Source organism: Corynebacterium sp. HMSC073H12 (genome assembly GCF_001837775.1).
Classification (GTDB): domain Bacteria; phylum Actinomycetota; class Actinomycetes; order Mycobacteriales; family Mycobacteriaceae; genus Corynebacterium; species Corynebacterium amycolatum.
In genome coordinates, this window is the sequence record NZ_KV834033.1 from 15,701 (window position 1) to 38,627 (window position 22,927).

Consider the following 22,927-nt stretch of genomic DNA (forward strand, 5'->3'; position numbering starts at 1 on the left):
CATGTCGCTAGGCGGATTTTCGAAAACTCACTTCGGCTCAATCCGCCCTACCTTGTAGTGTGATTGCTGTGAATAAAGGTTCGACGCTGTTCAAGCTCTCCGTTGCCACTGTGTTGGCGGCGTTGATTATGGCCAGCGCCCTCTTTCCTCTTGTGGGCGGCTCGGCCTACCTCGTCGCGCGCACGGCTGATGAATTCGCGTCGGCGTCGCGGTCGGTGATTTCTAAGGACGCACCAGGGGTCACCACTATTACGGATCGGAATGATCAGCCAATTGCGTGGCTCTATGATCAGCGGCGGTTTAATGTGCCGTCGGAACGCATCTCGCCAGCTATGAAGGACGCGCTGGTCAGCGTGGAGGATAGGCGCTTTTATGAGCACTCTGGTGTGGACTGGAAGGGTACTGCCCGTGCGGCGGTAAAGAACTTCATGTCTCAGTCGGTGCAGGAAGGCGCCTCTACGATTGAGCAGCAGTTGATTAAGAACCATACGCTGCTCGTGGACGCGCAGTCGGAGTCGGAGCGCCGCGCTGCTACTGCCACGGATTACGGCCGCAAGATCCGCGAGATTCGCATTGCGTTGGATTTGGAAGATGAGCTGACGAAAGACGAGATTCTGACCAAGTATTTAAACTTGGTCCCCTTCGGCAATGGCGCTTTCGGCGTGGAAGCTGCAGCTCAGACCTACTTCGGCATTCCCGCGTCCGATCTGAATGTTCCGCAGGCCGCTCTGCTCGCGGGCATGGTTCAGCAGTCTTCCGGGCTCAATCCGTATACAAATCCGGAAGGTGCGCATGCACGGCGTAACGACGTGCTTGCGGCTATGGAATCCACGGGGGCAATTGGCCCGCAGGAGGCTCAGGACGCCAAGGCAGCTGATCTCGGTATTCTTCCGGAGCCTCAGCACCTGCCGCAGGGTTGCATCGCGGCGGGCGATCGCGGTTTCTTCTGTGACTATGTGGTCTCTTACCTGGAGAACCACGGTATTGATGCCGAAAAGCTGAAGCGCGGTAGCTTCCATGTGAAGACCACACTGGACCCGCGTGTACAGGACAGTGTGCAGGAGTCTCTGCGTCAGCAGGCGTCACCGACTGCGGATGGCGCAGCTGAGGTTATGAGTTTGCTTGAGCCTGGGGATGACTCCAGGAAGTTGCTCGCGATGGCGTCGTCACGCGTATACGGCCTCGATGCGGAGCAAATGCAGACCGTGCAGCCGCAGCCATTTACGCCGGTAGGCAATGGCGCGGGCTCGATTTTTAAGATTTTCGCGGCGACGTCGGCAGTGGAAAAGGGGCTGGGTATTGATACCCACTTCCCGGTGCCGCGTCGTTATGAGGCCTCCGGGCTGGGCACCGGTGGCGCAGAGGGCTGCCCGCCGGGCCTGTACTGCGTGGAGAACGTAGGCAGTTTCCCGCCGTCGATGTCACTGCGCGAGACGCTCGCGCGATCGCCGAATACTCCTTTTATTCAGATTTCGGAGCTAGTCGGTGTTGATGGCGTGATGGACATGGCAGTACGCCTGGGCATGCGCTCATACACGGAGCCGGGAAGTTTTGATGGTGACTCCTCGGTGGCGGACTATGTCTCGGAGCATAAGCTCGGCTCGTTCGTGCTGGGGCCGACGTCGGTGAATAACCTTGAGCTGTCCAATGTCGCTGCCACCCTGGCCAGTAATGGGCGCTGGTGCGAGCCCTCTCCAATTGAGTCGATCACGGACTCCAAGGGCAATGCGGTCAAGCTGAATGTGCCACCGTGCGAGCAGGCGGTGGAGCCGGGGGTCGCGCACGCAATCGCTAATGCGCTCAGCAATGACGCAACCAATGGCACTGCGAAGGATGCCGCGAAAGAGCTGAATTGGGAAGGCCCAGTCGCGGCTAAGACCGGTACCACCGAGTCGAACCAGTCCGCGGCATTCCTGGGCTTCACCGGCGGCCTGGCCGGATCGGTGTACGCCTACAACGACACCCCGACGGTCACGGAGCTGTGTACGTCACCGCTGCGCCAGTGCCCGAGCGGCAACCTCTTTGGTGGTCGCGAGCCCGCGCGGACATGGTTCGGCGCAGTCGGCCCGGTTATCGAGGACTATGGCGGAAAGAACCTCCCCCCATTGGATTCGGACTACGGTCTGGGCACCTCTATCACCCAAATGCCGAATGTGGTGGGCATGCAGAAGGCCGAGGCTCGGGAGACCCTTAAGAAGGCTGGCTACAAGGTCGAGGAACGCACAGTCTCCCTCACTGGCGAGTCGCGCGGAATCGTGGTCGGGCTGGACCAGCCGCCACTACTTCTCAAGGGTGGCACCGTCACGATTCGCGTGGCCGATGGCACCCGTCGTCCGACCCCGCCACCAGCGCCGTCGCCGTCGCCGCGACCGGAGTCGACGACGCCCCGGCCGGATCCACTACCGCAGTTCCCTCGGCCAAACACTCCGCCGGCGCCGAGCTTGCGGGATCTGATTCCGCTGCTGCCGTTCTAGAAGCTGCCGTTTTAAAAAAAAATGGCCGCGGCAACTTGCTAAAAGTCACCGCGGCACTGAAAGAACCCCGAAAGGTCGCGCTAGCCCTGCAGGGCAGCCTTAACAGCCTCGGAGAGCCGCTTGCCATCGACCTGGCCAGCGGCCTTTTCCTTTGCCACCTTCATAACCTGACCCATAATCTTCATGCTCGGCGCGTCATCGCCAGCAACCTCGGCCACGGATTCTGCGACGAGGTTCTTCACGGCGTCGTCGTCAAGCTGTTCCGGCTGGTAGCGGGCGAAAACCTCTGCTTCGGCGAGCTCGGCGTCGGCAAGTTCCTGGCGGCCGTTCTCGGCGTACATCTCAGCGGACTCGCGACGCTTCTTGACCTCCCGCTCAATCACGCGCAGCACCTCTTCATCGGTGAGCTCGTGCTTGGAGCCGGAGACCTCCTCGGTCTGGATGGCGGCCTTCAGCATGCGCAGCGCCGCAACGGTTTCCTTGTCGCGGGCCTTCATTGCGGCGGTCATATCGGAGACAATTGTGTTCTTCAGTTCACTCATACGCCCTAGATTACCGCTGTAGTTGATAGTGTCTCTGTCATGACATCGCGCGCTTTTTCCAACCGAATTTTGCGGTCTGCCGCAGCTATCGCCACGCTTGGCTTGACGACGTTCATCTACGCGAACCAAATCGAATTGCGCGCATTTAAACTCCACCGTGTGCAAGTTCCCGTGCTGGCACCCGGCACGCTCGCCCGGGCGGGAAAGCGCGAGGGTGAGCCTTTCCGGATTCTGCATGTCTCCGACTTCCACATGCTCCCCGACCAGAAGTTGAAGCAGAAGTGGGTTGCCAGCCTCGATGCTCTGAACCCTGACCTGGTGATTAATACCGGCGACAACCTGGGCAGCGACAAGGCCGTTCCCAGTGTCCTCGCAGCGCTCGGCCCCCTACTGAACCGTCCGGGTGCCTTCGTGTTTGGCACCAATGACTACTTCGCGCCGCGGCCTGTCAATCCGCTGAAGTACCTGACGGGAAAGAAGCGCAAGCCTTCGCGCGTCGAACTACCGTGGCGCGGTATGCGCGCTGCGTTTATCGAGCACGGCTGGCAGGATGCCACCCATGCCCGGCTGGAGTTTGTCGCGGGCGGAGTGAAGGTGGCACTGTCCGGTGTGGATGACCCTCATCACGAGTTGGAGGATTATTCGCAGATCGCCGGTGCCCCGAATGCGGATGCCGACATCGCTATCGGCCTGTCGCACTCGCCGGAGCCCCACGTGTTGGATGCTTTTGCAGAAGATGGCTACGACCTGGTGCTTTCTGGTCATACCCACGGTGGCCAGGTGTGCCTGCCCAGAGGGAAGGCCATTGTGACCAACTGCGGTATCGACCGCTCGCGGGCCTCGGGGTTGTCGCGCTGGACCGAAAAGACGTGGCTGCATGTCTCCAATGGCCTTGGCACTTCCCCTTACGCCCCGGTGCGTTTGTTCTGTCGCCCATCCGCGACCTTGATTGAGGTTGTGGAGCGGGATTCGTAGTTTCCAGTTCGTGGTGCGTAGTTCGTCGGGTGCGGTTCGTTGTCCGCAGTCCGTAGTTCGTCGGGTGCGACAGAGACCGCCGCTTGGCCCCACAGCCCGTTAAGCAGGCGATTTGCATTCTGGCTCAGCGTCGGGCTAAAGTAAGTCCTCGCAAGCACAGCACTGAGACGTATGTTCCCAGTTCGTGTCTGTGGCCTCGGGGTATGGCGCAGCTTGGTAGCGCGCTTCGTTCGGGACGAAGAGGCCGTGGGTTCAAATCCCGCTACCCCGACCAAGTAAAAACCCTCTCTCACCTGGAGTTATCCAAGTGAGGGAGGGTTTTGTCATTGGCTACTTTCCGCCGCCGTTCAGGGACGCTAGACAAAAGGTGTGCCTGGTTCTCAAGGTAGTGACTGGTCAGGCCCCAACTTCGGCAGCACCACAGCCGGGGATAACGTGGCAAAACTGACAGCCCGAAAACTCCGAGGCTGCAAATGTGAAACTGTGTGAGTTTATGACACTTTCAGGCCATTTTTCAGGCCATTTTTGACATAAACGCAGTCAGTAACTCGGATCGACTCAACGCCACCTGACATAAACGCAGTCAGTAACTCGGATTGACTCAACGCCACCTGACATAAACGCAGTCAGTAACTCGAGTTGGGGGTAAGTAGCGAAGGTGCCCACCCGCCGACGCAACGTGCATCACTCGATCCACTATTTTTTCGCTACCGGGTCCACAGAGCCTTACCCCACTCCCCCAAATGCCCCTTTCACCCCGCGTAGAGCAATTTCGTGGCTGTTAGTCTGTAGAAGTACGAACTTTTTTAACAGCAATGTGAAAGTAGCCCCCAAGTGACGCACCTGGCAGCAGCTCTGGCATCAGCCAGCTCCTTTACAGCCAGTCCTCCGTCGGCGACCGCACCACCAGACCAGACATTGGCTTCTGAGTTTGCGTCCGGCGGCGTATCGGCAACATTGAATTCTTTAGATTCCGTTCTTTCTGCCCCGGCAACTATTACCGCCCCGGCAACTATTACCGCCCCGGCAAGCAGCTCCGCAGAGCACGCGACAACGCTCGCAGCCCAAGCAGCTCAAGCAGCTCAAGCCACCCAAGCAGCTCAAGCCGCCCAAGTCTCCGCCGACAGCCTGACCCTCCTTTCGGTCCCGCTGTTGGTCGCGGTTGCCCTGGCGCTGACCCCGCTGTTTGTGAAGCTCCTTGGTCGTCACGCAGGCTGGCCCATCGTCGCGTTTTTTCTCGCGTCGGTGGTCCAGCTTTCGCGTGTAACGGGCGATATCCTTGACGGCACCACCTTCACCTGGTCCCGTGTCTGGTCCCCGGAGCTGAACGCGGCGTTTGCGCTGAAGCTCGATCCGCTCTCCATGGTGTTCAGTTTCTTGGCGCTGTTGGTGGGCTCGATAGTCTTCATCTACTCCACCGCGTATTTGCCGCCTAAGAAATCCGCGATGAGCTTCTACGTCCTGATGACGGCGTTCATGCTGGCGGTTTTGCTCCTCGTGCTTGCCGACGACATCATGCTCCTCTTCATCGGGTGGGAGCTGGTCTCGATGGCGTCGTTCCTGCTCATCGCAAGGTCGGGTTCGTCGGGCGAGCTGGGCTCGTTGCGCACACTCCTGCTGACCTTCACCGGCGGCCTGCTGCTTCTGGCCGCCCTCGGCGGTGCTGTGTGGCTAACCGGTTCCACGAACCTCACCGAGGTTTTGGCTTCGCCTGAGTGGGAGGCCAACCCGACAGCGCGTAGCCTCATTGCCGCGTTGGTGGCCCTGGGTGCTTTCACGAAGGCAGCTCAGTTCCCTTTCCACGCCTGGCTTCCAGAGGCCATGGCGGCCGCAACTCCCGTCTCGGCTTTCTTGCACGCTGCGGCCGTCGTCAAGGCGGGCGTTTACCTGCTGATGCGTTTTTCCACGGTCTTCGCAGACGTGCGTGTGTGGCAGTTGCTGCTGATTGTCATGGGTATGTGGACGGCTGTTGCCACGGCCTACTTTGCGCTGCAGCAGACTGACTTGAAGAAGCTGATTGCGTACTCGACGGTCTCGCAGTTGGGTTGGATTGTCGCCACGATTGGTGTGGGCACGAAGTTCGCCATTATGGCTGCGGTTGTGCACACCATTGCGCACGCGATGTTTAAGTCTTCGCTGTTCATGATGGCCGGTGTGGTTGATCACCAGGCGGGCACGCGCGACATTCGTCGCTTGGGTCCGCTGTGGAAGCAGATGCCGTGGAGCTTTGGCTCCATGATTTTCGGTGCGGCATCGATGGCGGCAATTCCGCCGTTCTTCGGCTTTATGTCGAAGGAGGGCATGCTGACCGCATTCGAGGGCGCACCTTTGTCCAACACCGGTGTCGTCATCCTGCTGACAGTGGCGGCGATTGGTGCGATTGGTACTTTCGCGTACTCGGCACGCTTGGTGTTCGGTGCGTTCGTGGATGGTCCGCGCGATGTTGACCACATCACTGAGGCTCCGATTTCGCTGTGGCTTCCGGCCGCCATTCCTGGCGTGCTGAGCCTGCCTGTAGCCTTCGCTGCCGGTGCTATTTTGAACCGTCCGCTGGACCGCGTGGCGGATACGGTCGGTCAGCTTCCGGCTGGCACGACTCAGGAATCGCACTTGAGCCTGTGGCACGGCGTAAACGTACCGCTGATTATCTCTGTGATTGTGCTGGTTGTCGGCGTTGGCTTCATCTTCACTCGCGCCCGCGTAGGCGCCGTCATGGCCGACCGCAAGCTCTTCCCGTTCACCGGTGTGGAGGCAATCAATACGTCGTTGAGCGTCTCGCAGCGTGTGGGTCGCGTGATGGCCAAGATGGCGCATTCGCATCAGCCGTCACGGCACCTGTTGCCGCTGCTTGGTTTGCTCGCGGTATACGCCCTGGTCATTGCAATCGCTCCGGGTGTCGGTGGCGCTCCGGTGCTGCCGAAGATCGACGGCATCGACCACCTGACCGATCTGATTCCGCTGATCGTTGTTGTTATTGGCGTGTGGGCTACACTTCGGGCGAAGAACCGTCTGCAGGCTGCTGTGCTGCTCAGCGTCACCGGTGTTGGTGTCACGTTGCAGATTCTCCTGCTGGGCGCACCAGATGTGGCATTGACGCAGTTCATGGTGGAAATCCTGACTGTCGTGCTGATGATGCTGGTGCTGCGCTTCCAGCCGCGCGCGTTCTCTGAGACCTCAAAGAACCGCCAGGCTTCCGCCGCGGTCGTGGCAGTTGCCGTGGGCTTGGCTACGTTCGGCGCGGTGTGGTTCCTCACTGGCCGTCGTCAGTTGCCTGAGGTTGCGCAGTGGTACATCGACAACACGGAGAAGGTCACGGGCGAAACCAATATTGTCAACGTGATCCTGGTTGAGTTCCGTGCTTTCGATACCATGGGTGAGCTGGCGGTTCTCGGTATGGCGGGTGTCGCGATGGCGGCGGTTGTCACGTCGATTCCTCGCTTCCCGCACCTGCTCGATCAGCCTTCGCCGCTTGCGGAGCCCGCTCTGAACTCCATCATGATGCGCTGGTTGGTCCGCTGGCTGTCGCCGGTTCTGTTCGCGCTGTCTGCTGTGATTCTCTACCGCGGCGGTACCGCTCCGGGCGGCGGCTTCAACGCGGCGCTGATCGGCGCCGCTGCCGTCATGCTGATTTACCTGTCCAAGGATCGCGACGAGCTGGTCTTCGGCAAGAAGACCCCGGTGGTCCTCAGCGCCGCGGGTGTCATCACGGCAATCGTCACGGGCTTCATCGGATTCGCCAAGGGGTCGTTCTTGGCACCGCTGTACGGCGAGTTCCTGGGTCAGCACCTCACCACGGCATTGCTTTTCGACGTCGGCGTGTACCTGGCCGTCATCGGCATTGTGGCAACCGCGCTGAATCTCCTGGGCGGCCCGAACCGTCCTGGTGTGACCGGGTCGGACGATGTGATGCAGGATCTCTATCCAGACCGCTCGAGCTTGCGGGTGCCGCCGGAGATGGGCGTGTTCGCCTCAGAAACGGAGAACACCCCTGCCCCAGCTCATGCCACCGTTGAGGAGGCCAAGAAGTGATTATCGCCATCATGGCTGCCGTCCTCGCAGGCGGTGGCACGTATCTGGTGCTACAGCGCGGCATGCTGCGCACCATTATCGGCATGACTCTGATTTCGCATGCCGCCAACCTGATTATTTTGTCGACGGGTGTCGGTGCCTGGCGCGGTGAGCCGCTGCTGGGCAACGAAGCTACTGCCGGCGCTGGCGCTGCCGAGCAGATGGCGGACCCGCTGCCGCAGGCATTCGTGCTGACAGCCATCGTGATTACCATGGCCGTGACCGCGTTCATGCTGGCTCTGGCTGGTTTGGGCCGCGATGACGACACTCGTATCCACGAAGACCGCGAAGCTATGCAAAAGCTGTCGACGGCTGGTCGTCGTGCAGGTAAGCACATTCCAGCGGACTCCGATTCCACGGTCACCGGCACCCCGGGAGTCACTCCGGCTCCGAACAAGTTCCCGCGCGAGACTCCTTTCGGCGGTGACGAGAAATGGTAGAAGCCTCTGCAATGACCTCTGCAATGTCTCCTTCAACTCTGTCTTCGCTACTGCCACTGTTTGCGGCACTGCCGCTGATTTTGTCGGCAGTCACAGCCATCCTGCCGAAGCTGTGGATGCGAGCGACGATGGGCATCGCCGTTCCGGCACTATCGTCGCTGGCTGCGTTTTGGGTGATGTTCTACGTCGCTGAAAACGGCCCGGTCGGCCATGGTGTGGGTGCGTTCCCCGGTGGTATCTCGATTCCTTTCTTGGCGGACACGTTCTCCATGCTGATGCTGGGCGTGGCCGCAGCGGTGGTCGCCATCGGTAACTGGTTCGCCCACGTCGCGGGTGAAAATACCTCGCGGTTCTTCCCCTCCCTGACACTGATGATGCTCGCGGGTATGTCGGGCGCTTTCCTGACTGCCGATCTGTTCAACTTCTTCGTGTTCATGGAGGTCATGCTGCTGCCTTCCTACGGCCTGATTGCAGTAACCGGTACCTGGCACCGCCTGGCTGCTGGTCGTAACTTCGTGCTGGTCAACCTTTTGACCTCCACGGTGCTGCTGATTGGCGTCGCGCTGATCTACGGCTCGGCGGGCAATGTGAACATCGCAATGCTGGCCGACATGGCCAGCGAGGGTGGCCCCGGCGGCACGGGTGTTGTCGCACTCGGCATTGTCATCATTGCGCTGTGTGTGAAGGCCGGTTTGGTTCCGGCGCACACGTGGCTGCCGAGGACGTATCCGTCGACAAGCCCTGCGGTAATGGGGCTGTTTTCTGCGGTGCATACGAAGGTTGCGGTGTACATGCTCTTCCGCATCTACGTCGTGATTGTGGGCATGAACCCCTCTTGGCACTGGCCGATCATTATCATCATGGCGATCTCGATGCTGGTCGGCGCGTTTGCTGGTCTCGCCGAGAACACTATGCGTGAAGTGCTGGCCTACCAGATGGTCACGGGTATGCCGTTCATTCTGATTGTGCTGGCGTTCACGGATGCTAACGACGGCCAGGGCGCCAAGGCGGCACTGGCTGCGGGTATTTTCTACGCAATCCACCACATGGTGACTGTCGGTGCCCTCATTCTGGGCTCCGGTGCGGTGGAAGAGACCTACGGTACGGGTACGCTCTCCAGGCTTTCTGGGCTTGCCCGCCGCGACCAGGCGGTCGCTTGGGTGATGGCGGCAATGAGTTTCTCCATTGTTGGTTTCCCGCCATTTTCCGGTGTATGGGGCAAGGTGGGCATTGTCTTTGCCTCTGCCGCTACTGGCGATGCCCGCTCGATTGTCGCGATTACGGCGATTATTGTTGCCTCGTTGGGCTCGCTGCTGGCCATGATTCGGCTGTGGCGTGCGGTCTTCTGGGGCCGCCCCATGCAGGGCGTGGACGATTCCGTTCGCGTTCCGGGCGCGCTGGTTGCGCCGTCCGCCATGCTGGCAATTGTTTCTGTGGCAATGTTTGTCGCGGTCGGCGCCGTCACTTGGGCGACCACCGGTGCGGCTGATGCGCTGCTGAATATTGATGGCTACCGCGAGGCGACTCTCGGCGGGGTTGAAAACGCCATCGGAGGTATTTACTGATGAAGTTCCTGCATGTTATCCGCTATTCCCTCTGGCTGGTCTGGCAGGTTGTTGTGGCTGCGACGGACGTGGTGCGCGATACGCTGCGCCCGAGTCAGAAGCAGCAGCCAGTGCTCATTGGGCTGCCGCTGCGTGTGAAGTCTGACCTCGAGGTCACTCTCTTTGCCGAGTCCATCACCATGACTCCTGGCACGCTAGTCTGCGGTGTCCGTGAGACCGATGTGGGACGGTTGTTTATCATCCACGCGATTTTCGGTGCCGATTTGGATGCGCTGTACGACTCCCTCTATGACATGGAGGAGCACCTCGTTCCCAGCCTCCGCGATGCCCCCCGCCCGAAGGCGTTCGTCTTCGAGGAGTACAACGCGGACAAGTTCATTGACCCGGATGCCGTCGTCGGCGTTGCCGCTGAGGTCGACCATGGTCTGCCGCTGCCGGATGGCATTGCCTCCAAAGGCGAAGACAAAGGAGCACGCTCATGAATGACACATTGATCGATCCCACCGCAGTACAGGTAATCAGCGGCATTGGCATTGCTCTATGTTCAGTGGCGCTACTTGTGGGCGTGGTGCTGATCTTCCGGGTCAAGGGCAATGTCTCACGCGCAGTACTTTCCGACGCTGCCTTCTACCCCATGGTGGGAGTGTTTCTCACAACTGCCATGCTGCGGACTACGGCCATCACTTTCGATATTGCAATGCTGGCGGGTCTGCTTGGCATTTTGTCGACCGTGGGCCTGGCCCGAGTTATTTCCCGTGGCCGCCGCTAAGACCGATTAAGGACGAATCGCAATATGAGTATCGCTTCAATTCTTGTAACTATATTGTTTGCCGTGCTGGTCATTGGCGGATCTTTGTACCTGCTCCTGGCGGGCGTGGCCATGTGGCGCTCTAAAGATGCCCTGAGCCGGTTGAACCAGCTTTCAGCCGGAATCATGGTGGGTATCCCCGCACTGGTGATTGCCAACTTGGTCCTAGAGGCCGACCAGGGCGATCTGACTTGGGGCAAAACCCTCACCGCCATTCTGGCGATTGTTGCTGTCCTGGTCGTCGCTACTGTCGCCTCCGAGGTACTTGGACGCGCGGTGCTGGGTGCCCGTGACGGCTCCGCTGAGGACTACGTGCCGGAGCGGTAGCTAGCGGCGCGGGAAACGTCCTGATTACGCCGTTAGCGGCCAGTTTCACAGCGGCTCCTCAGCGCGCTCCGGCACCCCCTTTAGGCCACCCAGCCTACCCAAAAGGGGGTATATCTCCCCACACTTTCGAGCACCCACAATGTGATGCACCTCTCATGGGTTATGGGGAGCTTGCTAACTCATTTTATGCCCCTAAATTGAGTGGCAGTTTTTGCCGTTAACTAAACTTTGGTTTCCCTTAGTTAGGGAACCCTTGGTTATCATTTTTGATGAATTTGCCGTTTGCCTGCACCTTTGTGACACCAAGAACAAAACAATCAATGCAATCCCGGTAAATTTTAAGAAAACAACACTTTTGTCATCCGATATTCAGGCAGAGGCCGGTGTCGCCTCGAACGTCACAAAACCGCCCACTTTCCAAAATTTTTAGACGAATTTGAGCGAGCTTCAGGGGGGCACAACCGACCAACAACGGACCGAGTCATTTATTTTTTCATTGCAGCCCTTTGCCCCATCGGTTAACTTAATTTCTGTGAGTTCGCCAAGAGCGACTCAAAGTTTCTACCCCCGAGAACTTAAGGATCTTCTCATGTCCTGCTCCACTGAATGCGTTGCAACCCTCATCGAGGCACTCCCGGACGTCACCGTCGAGAGCCCGCTGCCGGCTTTCGAGCAGCTGGCTGGCAACGACGTCAACTTCGCCAACGTTGGTGGCGACCTGAACCTGCCGTTCGGTAACGACTTCCTGGACATCTCCACCACCGACTCCCACGACACCGAGGTTTCCGACTTCCTGAACCCGGAGACCACCGTCGACAAGTCTGACCAGCGTCAGTTCGACTTCCTGAACCCGGAGATCGGGGACATCGGCCTGTCTGCTCTCTAGGCTTCATGGCAGGACAATAGCTCCGCCAATCCTTGACACAATAAACCGCCAGTCTCTAATAAAGACTGCGGTTTATTGTTCAGTTAAAACCGATATTCTTCATTTCGTTACTGTCTAAAGGAACACCAAACATGGACGTCACTCCTATCGTTGAGGTTCTGGAAGCAATGCCTTCCGGCCCGACCGTCAACGTCACCGTCGAGATTAATCCGACCATCGATGGTGATCTGACCCTCCTGGAAACCGGTGACTGGAACGCTCCGTTCGGCCGCGACTTCATGGACATCGAGCTCACGAACGATCAGTCCACCACGAATGACAACTCCACTCACGTCAGCGGTGTCGAGGCTGATAGTGTCTCCGACGCTGCCGAACAGGGGCAGGAGGTGTCCGAGTCCGCCGAAGAGGCTGACGAGGCTGCAGCTGCTCCGAAGTCGTTCTTCAACGACTCCCCGAGCCTGCCGGGCATCGGAGCCTAAAACAGCTCACACTTAGGGTTGTTCCTTAGCCGCCCAAACCGGGTCGGCGTGCAGGCAACCACAAAGCCGTGGCTGTCATGCACAGACAGAATTTTTAAATAAAGCGTTAGCCCTGCAGATGGTCAAACCGCCTGCAGGGCTAACGCTTTTTGTACTTACTTCGTTGCCTTGAAGCGCTTTTCCACCTCGGCACCGAGCCAGGAATCAACGTTGGTCCAGTACTGGTAGACACGCTGCCCCACCTCTGGGGAAACACCTTGCATGGCACCGACGATGTTGTCTGCCAAGCGATCGCGCTCAGCATCGTCCATCACATTACGGACAAGGTCGCCTGCCTGCGAGAAATCATCATCCTCGGGGTGCTGTACATACGCGCCGGCGTAGAACTCTTCGCCCACGCTCTCCCACTGACCAAAGGCACCGGCATCGACCTGCCCGGCATGACCGGAGCGCACTGGGCAGCCAGCGGCCTTGGCCGCAGCCGCAGTATCGGCCTCCGGGCCGCGTCCGGCGGCGTTGGAGCCATGAACCGGCAGGTTCGGGTTCGCGTAGTGGTAGGTGCCGTAGCCATCCTGCGAGAAGGAATTCACTGGGCAACGCGGCTGGTTCACCGGCAGCTGGTCATGGTTGACACCAAGACGGTAGCGGTGCGCATCAGCGTAGGAGAACACACGAGCCAGCAGCATCTTATCCGGGGAGAAGCCAACACCCGGCACGGTATTCGACGGCGCGAATGCGGCCTGCTCAATCTCGGCAAAGAAGTTGTTCGGATTGCGGTTCAGGGTGAAGTGACCGACCGGAATCAGCGGGTAGTCCTTCTGCGACCAGGTCTTGGTCAGGTCGAACGGGTTCACCTTGTAGCTGGCGGCCTCGGCGTAAGGCATGATCTGCACCTTGACGTCCCAGGTTGGGTAGTCGCCGCGCTCAATCGCCTCGAAGAGATCCTGGCGAGCGTGGTCGGCGTTTTCGCCAACCAGCTCGGCGGCCTCATCATCCGTCAGGAACTCCCAGCCCTGGCGAGTCTTAAAGTGGTACTTAACCCAGAAACGCTCCCCTTCAGCGTTAATCCACTGATAGGTGTGGGAACCGAAGCCGTCCATATGACGGAAGTCCTTCGGAATACCACGGTCACCCATCAAGTAGGTGACCTGGTGCGCAGACTCCGGAGAGGCAGTCCAGAAATCCCACTGCATATTGGCATCGCGCAAACCTGTGTCCGGCAGGCGCTTCTGAGAGTGGATGAAGTCCGGGAACTTAATGCCATCGCGGATGAAGAACACTGGCGTGTTATTACCCACGATGTCGAGGTTGCCCTCTTCGGTGTAGAACTTCAGTGCAAAGCCGCGCACGTCACGCCAACCATCCGGGGAGCCCTGCTCACCAGCGACAGTGGAGAATCGTGCCAGCATCGGCGTGACAGTGTTCGGCTGGAAGACCGCAGCCTTGGTGTACTTGGAGATATCCTCGGTGACGGTCAGCTCACCGAAAGCACCTGCGCCCTTAGCGTGAACAACGCGCTCCGGAATGCGCTCACGGTTGAAGTGTGCGAGCTTCTCCAGCAGGTGGACGTCGTGGAGGTTAATACCTCCCTGTGGGCCACTGGTTAGCGAGTGCTGCTCTGTAGGAACCGGCGCACCGTTGAGGCGAGTGGTCGGACCATTGGAGCCTTCATAGAGATTGGACATGGGGATTTCCTCCTAAAGACAAGGGCTAGATGGCAGTCACAACATGCCCTGACGTTTTCCACCCTACATGAAATCTCATATTTTTCCTATCAGTCGCCCGCGATTTATATGTGGACTTAATTATTAGTCCGATTAGGTTCGCTGTATCAGCCGCAAACACTCGACCCGAAAAAGGGCAAAAATTCCTCCACGGAAACCACACGCAATGACCGTCGAAAAGCACTTACCGCGCTTTCCTGCAATACCTATTAGCGCTGAATAAAAGGTATAGCCAGCACTACCACGGCCCGCGCGGGCTGAGGGTAGGATTTCTCGCGTACCACGCTGTCAATTTGGATTCTGATCGGATACTTCTGCAGACATGAAAAAACAAGGGAGGGGCGCGAAAGCGCTCACAGTCTTCAAGTACACGCTGGCGTTGCTGGCGACCGTTGCGCTTCTCAAGATCGCATTCTTCCCCGCTAACGACGAGGACTATGCGCAAGCAACCGGTGATTTCTCCCAACCCACCACGGAGCTATCCCCTCAGCGGATCAATAACACGCAGAAGCTGTCTGCCACCATCGTCCCGGATGAACCCACCGTGATCCGCGCCAACGCTTCCGGTGAAATCACTGACGCCTATGTCAACAGTGGTGGCAACGCCGTAGAGGGACAAAACCTGCTCCAGGTGAAGAAGACCTCGGTATCTGAGGCTGCCAGCACCTCCGGCAGCGCGGATTCCGATGAAGAAGGCGCCGCAGCTGCCGCACCAGAGACCACCGTGACCTGGGGAAACATCACCGCTAAGGCTTCCGGCACTGTGCAGTGGGATATCGTCATCGGCCAGACGGTCGAGATCGGCCAGGAAATTGGCACGATTTCGCCGAATAGCTTCCACGCTGTAGCACCTATTAAGCCGAGTCAGCTGTACACGCTGGGAGATTCGATTAACAATGGCCGCCTCGCTATCACCGATGGCCCGGCACCGTTTTTGTGTGATTCGGTGAAGACTGTCACTGGAAGTAGCGCGGGCTCGCAGAACACTGGCGCCGGGGATGGCGCTGGCATGGGTGCCGCCGCTGCTGGGAATTCCTCGGGTGGCCCACAGCTGCGCTGCGATATTCCCGCAGATCAGACTGTCTACGAAGGTGTTCCTGCCACGCTGATTCTTGGCAGCGGTACCACCTCGGAGGTCCCGGCACTGCCGGTGACCGCCGTGGAGGGACGCTTCCGCGAAGGTGTCGTCTACGCTCCGGCTAAGGATGGCGGCAAGCCCACCAAAATCAAGGTTGAGCTCGGCGCCAACGATGGCACTTTCATTGAGATCAAGCGTGGCCTGAAGGAAGGCCAGCAGGTTTTGGAGTACGTGCCGTCCTACAAGGACGAGTCCGCTGACGACGGCACTGGCACCGGCACCGGCGCTGGCGACGGCAGCGGTGATGGCAGTGACACTGGCTTCGATGAGTCCGGCGATGACGCTGGCTCTGAAAAGTAGGCCCGCGCCATGCTTAGTTTGACCGCAGTCACTCGAACAGTGACGCTCCCCAACGGCGAGGAGCTGCCTATTTTGAAAGGCATCGACCTCGAAGTGCCCCGCGGTGAGCACCTCAGCATTGTCGGCCAGTCAGGTTCGGGTAAGTCAACGCTGCTCAACATCATTGGCATGCTCGATTTACCGGACTCCGGCACGTACACGTTCGACGGCACTGATATCTCCACCTTGTCGGACAGGAAACGTGCCGCACTTCGGGGCGATAACTTGGGATTCGTCTTCCAGCAGTTCAACCTTTTCCCCTCCCGCACCACGCTGGAAAACGTCGAGGTTCCGCTGATGTACGACCGGGGCGAGAAGTTTTGGAATCGCACCGAGCTTGCCGCCGCGATGCTGGAGCGCGTCGGCCTGGGCGATCGTCTAGAGGCCACGCCTTCCCAGCTTTCCGGCGGTGAACAGCAGCGTGTGGCTATTGCCCGCGCGCTCGTGCGCCAACCGCAACTCATTCTTGCCGATGAGCCCACTGGTGCGCTCGACGTCGACACCGGCAAGATCGTCATGAATCTGCTCGAAGAAGTCGCGGCGGAAAACAACGCTGCGTTGATTCTGATTACGCACGATTTAGAGGTCGCCGAGCGCGGCGATCGGGTACTTGAGCTTCGCGACGGTCAGTTGCACGCCGACTCCGTCCTGCTATCTGCTGCCAACGCCATGCACGAATTGGAGGAGGTTGCTGATGACGACGAATAAAGAAACAGAATCGAAGTCACGGCCTTCCTTCCTCTATGCAGCAACGCCTTATCTCGGCGCTCTGCTGGAAGCGTGGCATGAGCTGCGCATTAACCGTGGCCGCATCATGCTGTCACTGGTCAGTGTTGCTGCCGCAGTGTGGGCGATGACCACAGTCATTGCACTTGGCAATATTCTCACCAGCTCCCAGGATGCGGTCACCGCACAGAGCACGGGTGTCGCCGGAACGGTCACGTTGACCGCCGGAGCGGGTAGTTCCGGTTCTGAGGATGGTGGCGACTTCGGAGACGGAGGCTTCGGTGACGGCAGCGCCGGCACAATGGCCGATAGCTTCGGCGACTTCGGCGACGGCGGCACCGGTGGAAACGGCCCGGACGATTTGAGCGTCATCAACCCGGACGGGTCTATCAATGATGCCTTTTCCACCGCCACTCACCGCCTGGTGGAGACCACTCACGCCAACTTGTGGTCGCGAGTTCGCATGCAGCCAGCGACGCCCGAGCAAAATATGGATGACTGCGCTCCGGATGATTACGAGTGTTTTTCGCCAGGTACTCCCGAGCTGATTGCCGCTGACCCCGGTTGGTTCGATATCTACGCCCGTACCATCGTGCAGGGACGCCGTTTGGAAGATACCGATGGGCAGCGACTGATGAACCCCGTCGTCGTCAACGACCAGTTCTACGAAACCTTGGGCAACCCAGCACTAGCCGATCATCCAACCTTCAGGTTGAAGGAAACCGGTAGCACTACTTTCACCGTGGTGGGAGTGTATAAGTCTCTGGGTTCGTGGGACGCCCCAAGCATTGTCACGCACTACGATTCCTTCCTCAACGCGGGCTACGAGGGACAGGTGGGTGAGCCGCAACTTCTCGTCGCAACGCCTGAAGAGTCCGCGAAGGAGAACCAGAAGGCGCTGCACAACATTTTCCAGGCGGAGCTCGGCCCCAGCTGGAAGGTGAATACTTCCCTGTCGGAGAAGGACACGGAGATTTCCCAGGAGATGAATAACACCATCACCACTGCGCTGGGCATTATCGGTGGCATTGTGATCGCGCTTGGCGCGTTGGGGCTGCTCACGGTCTCGATTGTCACCATTGGTCACCGCGTCCGTGAGATTGGTATTCGTCGCGCAATGGGTGCGTCGGCAGGCAGGATTTTTATCTCTGTGTTCTTGGAGTCGATTGTCGCCACGACGGTGGCGGGCGTGGTTGGCGTGATTGCCTCGATCATCACGGTCAAGCAGCTGCCGCTGGATAAGATGCTGGCGTTGCCGCTGGAGACCGGCGCCGTGGCCTACCCCGTCACGGCCGCTGTAATCGGCGTGTTGGTCGCAACGTTCGTGGGCGCGCTGGCGGGTATTATCCCGGCCACCATCGCAGTCCGCGTCAAGCCCATCGACGCCATCCGCTTCTAGCATTTCAGCCCCTAGTTCGCCTGGCTGCGTTGCCGCCTGCTTTTTGCAGGTGAGGCCACGTGCAGCCAGGCGAATTATCTTTAGGTTTTAAGTTGCTAAGCTATTGCCATGACTCCCGCACGCCTCGTCTCTAATGACGAATACATCACGCAGCTGGCGCTGAAAGCCGGCCGCGGTGATCAGGCTGCGCTGACGGAGTTCGTGCGGCTGACCCAGAAGGACGTGTGGCGTCTGGTCGCACATCTGGGCGGCGTTGATGCTGCGGATGATTTAACGCAGGAGACGTACCTGCGCGTGATGGGGGCACTTCCCCGCTTTGCGGCGCGTTCTTCTGCCCGCACCTGGCTGTTGTCGCTGGCCCGGCGCGTGTGGGTGGATTCGGTCCGCCATGATTCGGCACGCCCGAAGAAGTCCGCGATGGAAGTGGAAAACGCTGCCGAGCAGTTCACAACTGGCGAGTCGTGGTCAGAGCTCGCTGATGCCCGCGTGCTGCTGGAGCAGCTGCCGGAAGAACGCCGCGAGGCACTCATTCTGACGCAGGTGCTGGGTTACTCCTACGCGGAGGCCGCGGAAATCGCAGGTTGTCGCGTGGGCACTATTCGCTCCCGCGTCGCTCGTGCGCGCCGCGATTTGGTTGCCGCGCTTGACGACGGCGACAGCGCCAGCGGCAACTCTGCAGCTGTTTAGGCCCGCCCCGGCTAGGGCACCTAGCTAGCCGTTGTAGGTTGTCTCCCCGCGAAGCTGACTAACGGTCCAGTTCAATTTTGTAGGTCGAGGCGATATCCGCATGTCCGAGGGCATCACGCATATCGCGCTCCGCGTTTTTCAGGGCAGCTACAACAGCGGGGAGGCTCGCCTGCGGCGGCATCGCCACAGTCACTTCTAAGGTGGGGATTCCATTATCCCGGTAGACCCGCGAGTCCGCCTGGTTGATGTGGGCGTTGCGCTCTAGATCGGCGCACACCGCATCGGCAACATCGGCGACCGGCAGCGAAATCTCTCCCAGTTTTTCCTGTGATTCCGCTGCGGCGACCGTGCTGAACCGGTGCGATCGCAGATTAGCGACCACCAAGCTGCAGCCGACCACTGCTAGGATCGCTGTGACGACGCCGAGAACGGGAACATACCAGCTTTGCTCAGGTATTTTTTCCCAGGATTCCATCCGGCCGGTGTCATGAAGCCACTGTGCGGGAGCGACGTCGAAGTAGCTTGCAATCGCCCATGTTGCTACCAGAAGTAACAGCGCTGAGAAGATGAACAGCACAATTCGGTCGAATACGCTTACTGATGTTTTCACTTGTCATCACCTTCGTATCCGCCGTGAGCTCCGGAGGCAGGTGCCGTGCCATTTTGGAGTTCTTGGTAGTCGGACTTGTGCATCCAAACTGGCAGGTTTCCATCGTCATCGACGCGTACATACCGGCGCGGGGCGGGAAGAAATACCGCGATGAGCTGTCCCAGCCCATAGATTGCAGCGAGGATTCCGACGAGGAGCAACACCCATGACGCGGCTGAGTCCTGTGGGTTACTGAACCAGTCGAATACCGGCTGTAACCATGAGGCGCCACCCGAGCCATTAGCACTAATGATTGCGTCTCTACCTGCGACTACGGCCGCTGCAATCATCAACAGACCGGCGAAAACTCCCAGCCCGCGGACCTTTGGTGATTGACGCGGGTCACGTCCCTGGCGAGTTTCGATTGACTCGTCCGAGACCACCGCAGCCGATGACCTCTCAGTCGACGTCATAGGGTGTCACCTCAATCTTTTTCAGTGGGCGCGGCTCTGGCGTACTTACCACCACGGTACGTGGTTGTGGCACGGATACCGGGCGCAGCTGCTCCTGTCGGGGCGCACGAACTTGTTTCAGCCGAGTTGGACGCGGAACGTTGACCGGCCGGAGTAGCACTGGTCGTGGCGCTTTGACACTAATTGTGCGTGGCGACGGCACTCGTACCGGACGCAGCTTTGGTTGCCGGGGGACACTCACCTGTACCAAGGACGACGGCTTTGGTGCTGTAACCTTTCGCAGCTGTATTGGCCGTGGAGTTGGTGTGCGACGCACCTGTACCGGCTTCGGTGCCGAGGTGCGAGCCACTGGCAGCGGCGGAGGCGCAACAATGCGACGGGCCGGTTGCGGTTTCGGTGCCTTAATAGTCACAGCTGGTAGCGGCTTCGGCGCTATGACGGAGCGCACCGGTTGTGGGGCAGGCGCTGGGACACTGCGTACTCTTTCTGGACGCGGCGGAGTAATGCTGCGCACTGACGGTGGCTGCGGCACTGAAATACTGCGTACCGGCTGCGGCGTCGGCACAGCGATGGACTGCACTTCTGGGACCCGCTGCACCTGCGGGGCGGTCACTACCTGCTGGTTCACCCGGACAGGTGTCAACTGCGGGTGATCTGAAAAGTGCGCCAAGTCCTCTCTGGTGACACGCACGTGCCCGGTTTCGACGCTGTCGATGTCAACATCGACGGTGACATTTTCAAGACCGGCCATATCGACGAGCCAGGTAGCGACGCTCGACCGAATGCGCACTGCAATCTCCGCTGTCGGTGCAGGCCAGGATGCGACAGCGCGAACTGCGACTCGAACTGCACTAACGACGTTTGTAGTGGCAGAACTAGGAGCAATATCACTGTCGATAGAGACAATTGGATAGTCGCGCCCTAGAACACGGGATTGGTCGAGCGTACCGGGAACCGTGCGCACGGCCATCTCTACGATACGGCGGATTGCCTTTTCGCTTACGACAGTGGTGCCACGCGTTGCTGGAACGTGGATAGTCACCGTCGGCGGCCTCCTCGGTTGAACTTACGGTTGAGCTCGGGCGCATCGATTTTGCCATCGAGTACCGCGCCGGCTGCACCGGCCAGACCTCCGAAGGCAATAACCGCAAGAAAGCCTGTGAAACCACCAATCATTGCGGCGAAGCACAGGACAACGGCAATCGTCGCGAAAGTCTTTGTGTAATTATCGAACATGAAATTCCCCTTTATACGGGCTTAACTGCCCATCCTGCCCGGCCTCGACGCGCAATAGTTGTTAACTACTGGACGCGCGGCTGCTCCTTGGGCTCGTTAGCAGCTGCGATGGCCTTGCGCTGCTCTTCGCGCTGCTTAGCGGCCTCTTCTTCGCGCTCCTGCGGGGTCTGGTAGTCGGTGTGAACATCGGATACGTCGACATTGACTTCAGTGACCTCGAGGCCGGTCATACGCTCAACGGAGCTAATGACGTTCTGGCGGATAGCCTCTGCCAGCTCGTGGATGGCAACGCCGTACTCGGCAATGATGGTGACGTCGACTGCAGCCTGGCGCTCGCCGACCTCAACGGCAATTCCCTGGGACACGTTGGCGCTGCCGCCGGAGACAAACTCACGGACGGAGCCAGCGAAGCGATCCATGCCACCACCAAGGTCATAGACACCGGAGACCTCGCGGGTAGCGATGCCCGCAATCTTGGAGACGACGCTGTCGTCGATAGAAGTGTGGCCGTGGCCGGTTCCCTTATTCGCGGAGTCCGAGCCAGCCTGAGTTGCCGGGGTGTTCTTAGCAGTGTTCTTTGCGTTGTCAGCCATGATGTGCCGTTCCTGTTCTCAGTGTTGTAGACGAAATGTCTGGACAATGCCGATGCTATAACCGCCACAGGCAACCTGCAGTGCGGCTAGGAGTACATGACTGCGTGAGAGCCCCTCCAGCAGGGATTTCGTTATGAAAGTCTCTTAGAGAACTGGATTACAGACTTGATGTGCTTTTCTTCCCCGGCATCACGGAGAGCTCTGAAATTTCTAGATTATCCCTGCTTGGCGGCAGGATATGACCTCTCATTTCCCGTTCTGACATCACGAACGAACCCCCACGTGCCAGCCGTTTGCTAACAAATTCGACAACTTTGTATAACGAGTGGCAGCTTACAGCGAGATTCCACGTTTCAGCGGTCTGTTAATGCCGACCACGGTCAGAACCCGTGCGCGCCGCGATTTGCCTGCCGCGCTTGACGACGGCGACAGTGCCAGCGGCGACTCGGCTGCTGTTCAGGCCCGCTCCCCCGATGGTCGTTGACCTTTCTTCTACCCCATTTTGTCACGCTATCGAGCATGATTTCCAAGTTGAGCGTAGGTTCTGCCTTAACTGATAGTTTTATACATTTCCTTATATTCGCGATACGAAACGGGTATATGAACTGCCCGGTCGCATACGTTCCATCTTTTCCGACGAGATTAGCTTTGTTTTGGGCCGCCCCCGACCAACTCACTGAGGAGCAGATTTCCCCATGAATAGACCTTCATGGATTTTCACTGTCACTGCCGTTATCACCGCTACAACCGGACTACCGGCCTACGCCGCCACCATTAACCAAGGCGATCCGGTTGTCATCATTCACGCTAATGGACCACAAGCTAGTGTCTGTACGGCTGGCTATGTCGACAAGACCAATTCGCAAATCTACACAGCAGGTCATTGTGGACAAGAGGGAGACACAGTGACGGATGGGACCTTTCAGAAAATTGGAGTTTTCCAACCGTCTCCCACATATGACCATTCGCTAGATACGGGGAACGATATTGGAGTTGTCTCGCTTGACGACCCCGCTACTGCAGGTGAGAATTCGTATTCGGGCGACTCAATGCTATCCCCCACAGATGTTCAAACAGGCGAGACTGTCTGCATCTACGGAAACACCACGGGGAAAGTTTCCTGCGGTTTAGCCGCTGATCGAGATGCATACCAAACCGAGGACAACGCTCTACAGGTTCAAAACGTACACGCTCAACGCGGCGATTCCGGAGGGCCAGTATGGGTTCCGGATAAAGGCGCTGTCGGTGTTGTATCGACTACCTGGAACATCATCGATGGGAACGGACAGCAGCTTGGCTCCTATATCACCGCTAATTCACCCTGGTAAGAGGGCTTTGTTTACGTAGGGCTTGTCATTCTCCTCTTTCTCCGTAGAGCTTGTCATCCTCTGGGGTCACGTCACCCGACCGAGGAAAACAAGCCATCACCGATAGCCAGAGGCGAAAGCCCGCTTCTCCT

The 22,927-nt window shown here is 58.9% G+C and carries 23 protein-coding genes and 1 tRNA gene; 17 read left to right on the forward strand and 7 right to left on the reverse strand.

The window, feature by feature from the left end; translation table 11 throughout:
• The first annotated feature begins 59 nt into the window (after positions 1-59).
• Positions 60-2,474: a transglycosylase domain-containing protein gene (locus HMPREF2708_RS03825; protein ID WP_070832560.1), complete on the forward strand. Its 2,415-nt coding sequence runs from the start codon at positions 60-62 to the stop codon at positions 2,472-2,474.
• Positions 2,475-2,554: 80 nt separating this feature from the next.
• On the opposite strand, the gene HMPREF2708_RS03830 is transcribed toward HMPREF2708_RS03825, so the two are convergent.
• Positions 2,555-3,016 (reverse strand): GatB/YqeY domain-containing protein, encoded by a 462-nt coding sequence (locus HMPREF2708_RS03830; RefSeq protein WP_005511696.1) that lies wholly within the window; start codon positions 3,014-3,016, stop codon positions 2,555-2,557.
• A 39-nt stretch (positions 3,017-3,055) separates the two neighbouring features.
• Between HMPREF2708_RS03830 and HMPREF2708_RS03835 the strand changes: the two genes are divergently transcribed.
• The 10 genes from HMPREF2708_RS03835 to HMPREF2708_RS03880 all read left to right on the forward strand — a co-directional run bounded on the left by HMPREF2708_RS03835 (position 3,056) and on the right by HMPREF2708_RS03880 (position 12,564).
• Positions 3,056-3,991 (forward strand): metallophosphoesterase, encoded by a 936-nt coding sequence (locus HMPREF2708_RS03835; protein ID WP_070832563.1) that lies wholly within the window; start codon positions 3,056-3,058, stop codon positions 3,989-3,991.
• Positions 3,992-4,188: 197 nt separating this feature from the next.
• Positions 4,189-4,265: transfer RNA gene (locus tag HMPREF2708_RS03840), tRNA-Pro, on the forward strand.
• 560 nt (positions 4,266-4,825) lie between these two features.
• Positions 4,826-8,020, forward strand: a complete 3,195-nt coding sequence (locus tag HMPREF2708_RS03845) for a DUF4040 family protein (RefSeq protein WP_070832566.1) — start codon at positions 4,826-4,828, stop codon at positions 8,018-8,020.
• Entirely contained in the window at positions 8,017-8,499 is a 483-nt protein-coding gene (locus HMPREF2708_RS03850) for a sodium:proton antiporter (protein ID WP_070832570.1), read from the forward strand. The genes HMPREF2708_RS03845 and HMPREF2708_RS03850 overlap by 4 nt, the downstream gene beginning before the upstream one ends.
• 23 nt (positions 8,500-8,522) lie before the next feature.
• Positions 8,523-10,064, forward strand: a complete 1,542-nt coding sequence (locus HMPREF2708_RS03855; protein WP_070833095.1) for a monovalent cation/H+ antiporter subunit D family protein — start codon at positions 8,523-8,525, stop codon at positions 10,062-10,064.
• Positions 10,064-10,546 carry a Na+/H+ antiporter subunit E gene (locus tag HMPREF2708_RS03860; RefSeq protein WP_070832573.1) on the forward strand — a complete coding sequence of 161 codons (483 nt, stop codon included), beginning with the start codon at positions 10,064-10,066 and terminating at the stop codon, positions 10,544-10,546. Before HMPREF2708_RS03855 ends, HMPREF2708_RS03860 begins: the two co-directional genes overlap by 1 nt.
• Positions 10,543-10,833 carry a monovalent cation/H+ antiporter complex subunit F gene (locus HMPREF2708_RS03865; RefSeq protein ID WP_005511667.1) on the forward strand — a complete coding sequence of 97 codons (291 nt, stop codon included), beginning with the start codon at positions 10,543-10,545 and terminating at the stop codon, positions 10,831-10,833. Before HMPREF2708_RS03860 ends, HMPREF2708_RS03865 begins: the two co-directional genes overlap by 4 nt.
• A gap of 24 nt (positions 10,834-10,857) precedes the next feature.
• Positions 10,858-11,199, forward strand: coding sequence for a monovalent cation/H(+) antiporter subunit G (locus HMPREF2708_RS03870; protein ID WP_016421914.1), 342 nt, complete (start codon positions 10,858-10,860; stop codon positions 11,197-11,199).
• A 589-nt stretch (positions 11,200-11,788) separates the two neighbouring features.
• A complete protein-coding gene (locus HMPREF2708_RS03875) occupies positions 11,789-12,085 on the forward strand; it encodes a hypothetical protein (RefSeq protein ID WP_070832576.1) in 297 nt (98 codons plus the stop codon).
• A 131-nt stretch (positions 12,086-12,216) separates the two neighbouring features.
• On the forward strand, positions 12,217-12,564 hold the full coding sequence (locus tag HMPREF2708_RS03880; protein WP_070832580.1) for a hypothetical protein: 348 nt from the start codon (positions 12,217-12,219) through the stop codon (positions 12,562-12,564).
• A 155-nt stretch (positions 12,565-12,719) separates the two neighbouring features.
• Here the strand turns inward: HMPREF2708_RS03880 and HMPREF2708_RS03885 are convergent, their stop codons facing one another.
• Positions 12,720-14,249, reverse strand: coding sequence for a catalase (locus tag HMPREF2708_RS03885; protein WP_070832583.1), 1,530 nt, complete (start codon positions 14,247-14,249; stop codon positions 12,720-12,722).
• Between the two features lie 361 nt (positions 14,250-14,610).
• On the opposite strand from HMPREF2708_RS03885, the gene HMPREF2708_RS03890 reads away from it, so the two are divergent.
• The 4 genes from HMPREF2708_RS03890 to HMPREF2708_RS03905 all read left to right on the forward strand — a co-directional run bounded on the left by HMPREF2708_RS03890 (position 14,611) and on the right by HMPREF2708_RS03905 (position 18,577).
• Complete coding sequence (locus HMPREF2708_RS03890) at positions 14,611-15,726, forward strand: efflux RND transporter periplasmic adaptor subunit (protein WP_070832586.1); 1,116 nt, start codon at positions 14,611-14,613, stop codon at positions 15,724-15,726.
• Positions 15,727-15,735: 9 nt separating this feature from the next.
• A complete protein-coding gene (locus HMPREF2708_RS03895) occupies positions 15,736-16,473 on the forward strand; it encodes an ABC transporter ATP-binding protein (protein ID WP_070832589.1) in 738 nt (245 codons plus the stop codon).
• Complete coding sequence (locus HMPREF2708_RS03900; RefSeq protein WP_070832592.1) at positions 16,460-17,890, forward strand: ABC transporter permease; 1,431 nt, start codon at positions 16,460-16,462, stop codon at positions 17,888-17,890. Before HMPREF2708_RS03895 ends, HMPREF2708_RS03900 begins: the two co-directional genes overlap by 14 nt.
• Before the next feature lie 108 nt (positions 17,891-17,998).
• Entirely contained in the window at positions 17,999-18,577 is a 579-nt protein-coding gene (locus tag HMPREF2708_RS03905) for an RNA polymerase sigma factor (RefSeq protein ID WP_070832595.1), read from the forward strand.
• A gap of 58 nt (positions 18,578-18,635) precedes the next feature.
• Here the strand turns inward: HMPREF2708_RS03905 and HMPREF2708_RS03910 are convergent, their stop codons facing one another.
• The 5 genes from HMPREF2708_RS03910 to HMPREF2708_RS03930 all read right to left on the reverse strand — a co-directional run bounded on the left by HMPREF2708_RS03910 (position 18,636) and on the right by HMPREF2708_RS03930 (position 21,468).
• Positions 18,636-19,187, reverse strand: a complete 552-nt coding sequence (locus tag HMPREF2708_RS03910; protein WP_070832598.1) for an Asp23/Gls24 family envelope stress response protein — start codon at positions 19,185-19,187, stop codon at positions 18,636-18,638.
• Positions 19,184-19,639, reverse strand: a complete 456-nt coding sequence (locus HMPREF2708_RS03915; protein WP_070832601.1) for a hypothetical protein — start codon at positions 19,637-19,639, stop codon at positions 19,184-19,186. The genes HMPREF2708_RS03910 and HMPREF2708_RS03915 overlap by 4 nt, the downstream gene beginning before the upstream one ends.
• Complete coding sequence (locus HMPREF2708_RS03920) at positions 19,626-20,681, reverse strand: hypothetical protein (RefSeq protein WP_070832604.1); 1,056 nt, start codon at positions 20,679-20,681, stop codon at positions 19,626-19,628. Before HMPREF2708_RS03920 ends, HMPREF2708_RS03915 begins: the two co-directional genes overlap by 14 nt.
• Positions 20,678-20,875, reverse strand: coding sequence for a hypothetical protein (locus tag HMPREF2708_RS03925; RefSeq protein ID WP_005511694.1), 198 nt, complete (start codon positions 20,873-20,875; stop codon positions 20,678-20,680). Before HMPREF2708_RS03925 ends, HMPREF2708_RS03920 begins: the two co-directional genes overlap by 4 nt.
• Positions 20,876-20,940: 65 nt before the next feature.
• On the reverse strand, positions 20,941-21,468 hold the full coding sequence (locus HMPREF2708_RS03930; protein ID WP_016421902.1) for an Asp23/Gls24 family envelope stress response protein: 528 nt from the start codon (positions 21,466-21,468) through the stop codon (positions 20,941-20,943).
• Between the two features lie 325 nt (positions 21,469-21,793).
• Here HMPREF2708_RS03930 and HMPREF2708_RS11090 point away from each other — a divergent pair, with 325 nt between their 5' ends.
• Both HMPREF2708_RS11090 and HMPREF2708_RS03935 read left to right on the forward strand, forming a co-directional pair.
• Positions 21,794-21,952: a hypothetical protein gene (locus HMPREF2708_RS11090; RefSeq protein ID WP_168168096.1), complete on the forward strand. Its 159-nt coding sequence runs from the start codon at positions 21,794-21,796 to the stop codon at positions 21,950-21,952.
• A gap of 211 nt (positions 21,953-22,163) precedes the next feature.
• Positions 22,164-22,796 carry a trypsin-like serine protease gene (locus HMPREF2708_RS03935; RefSeq protein ID WP_070832607.1) on the forward strand — a complete coding sequence of 211 codons (633 nt, stop codon included), beginning with the start codon at positions 22,164-22,166 and terminating at the stop codon, positions 22,794-22,796.
• Positions 22,797-22,927: the final 131 nt, after the last annotated feature.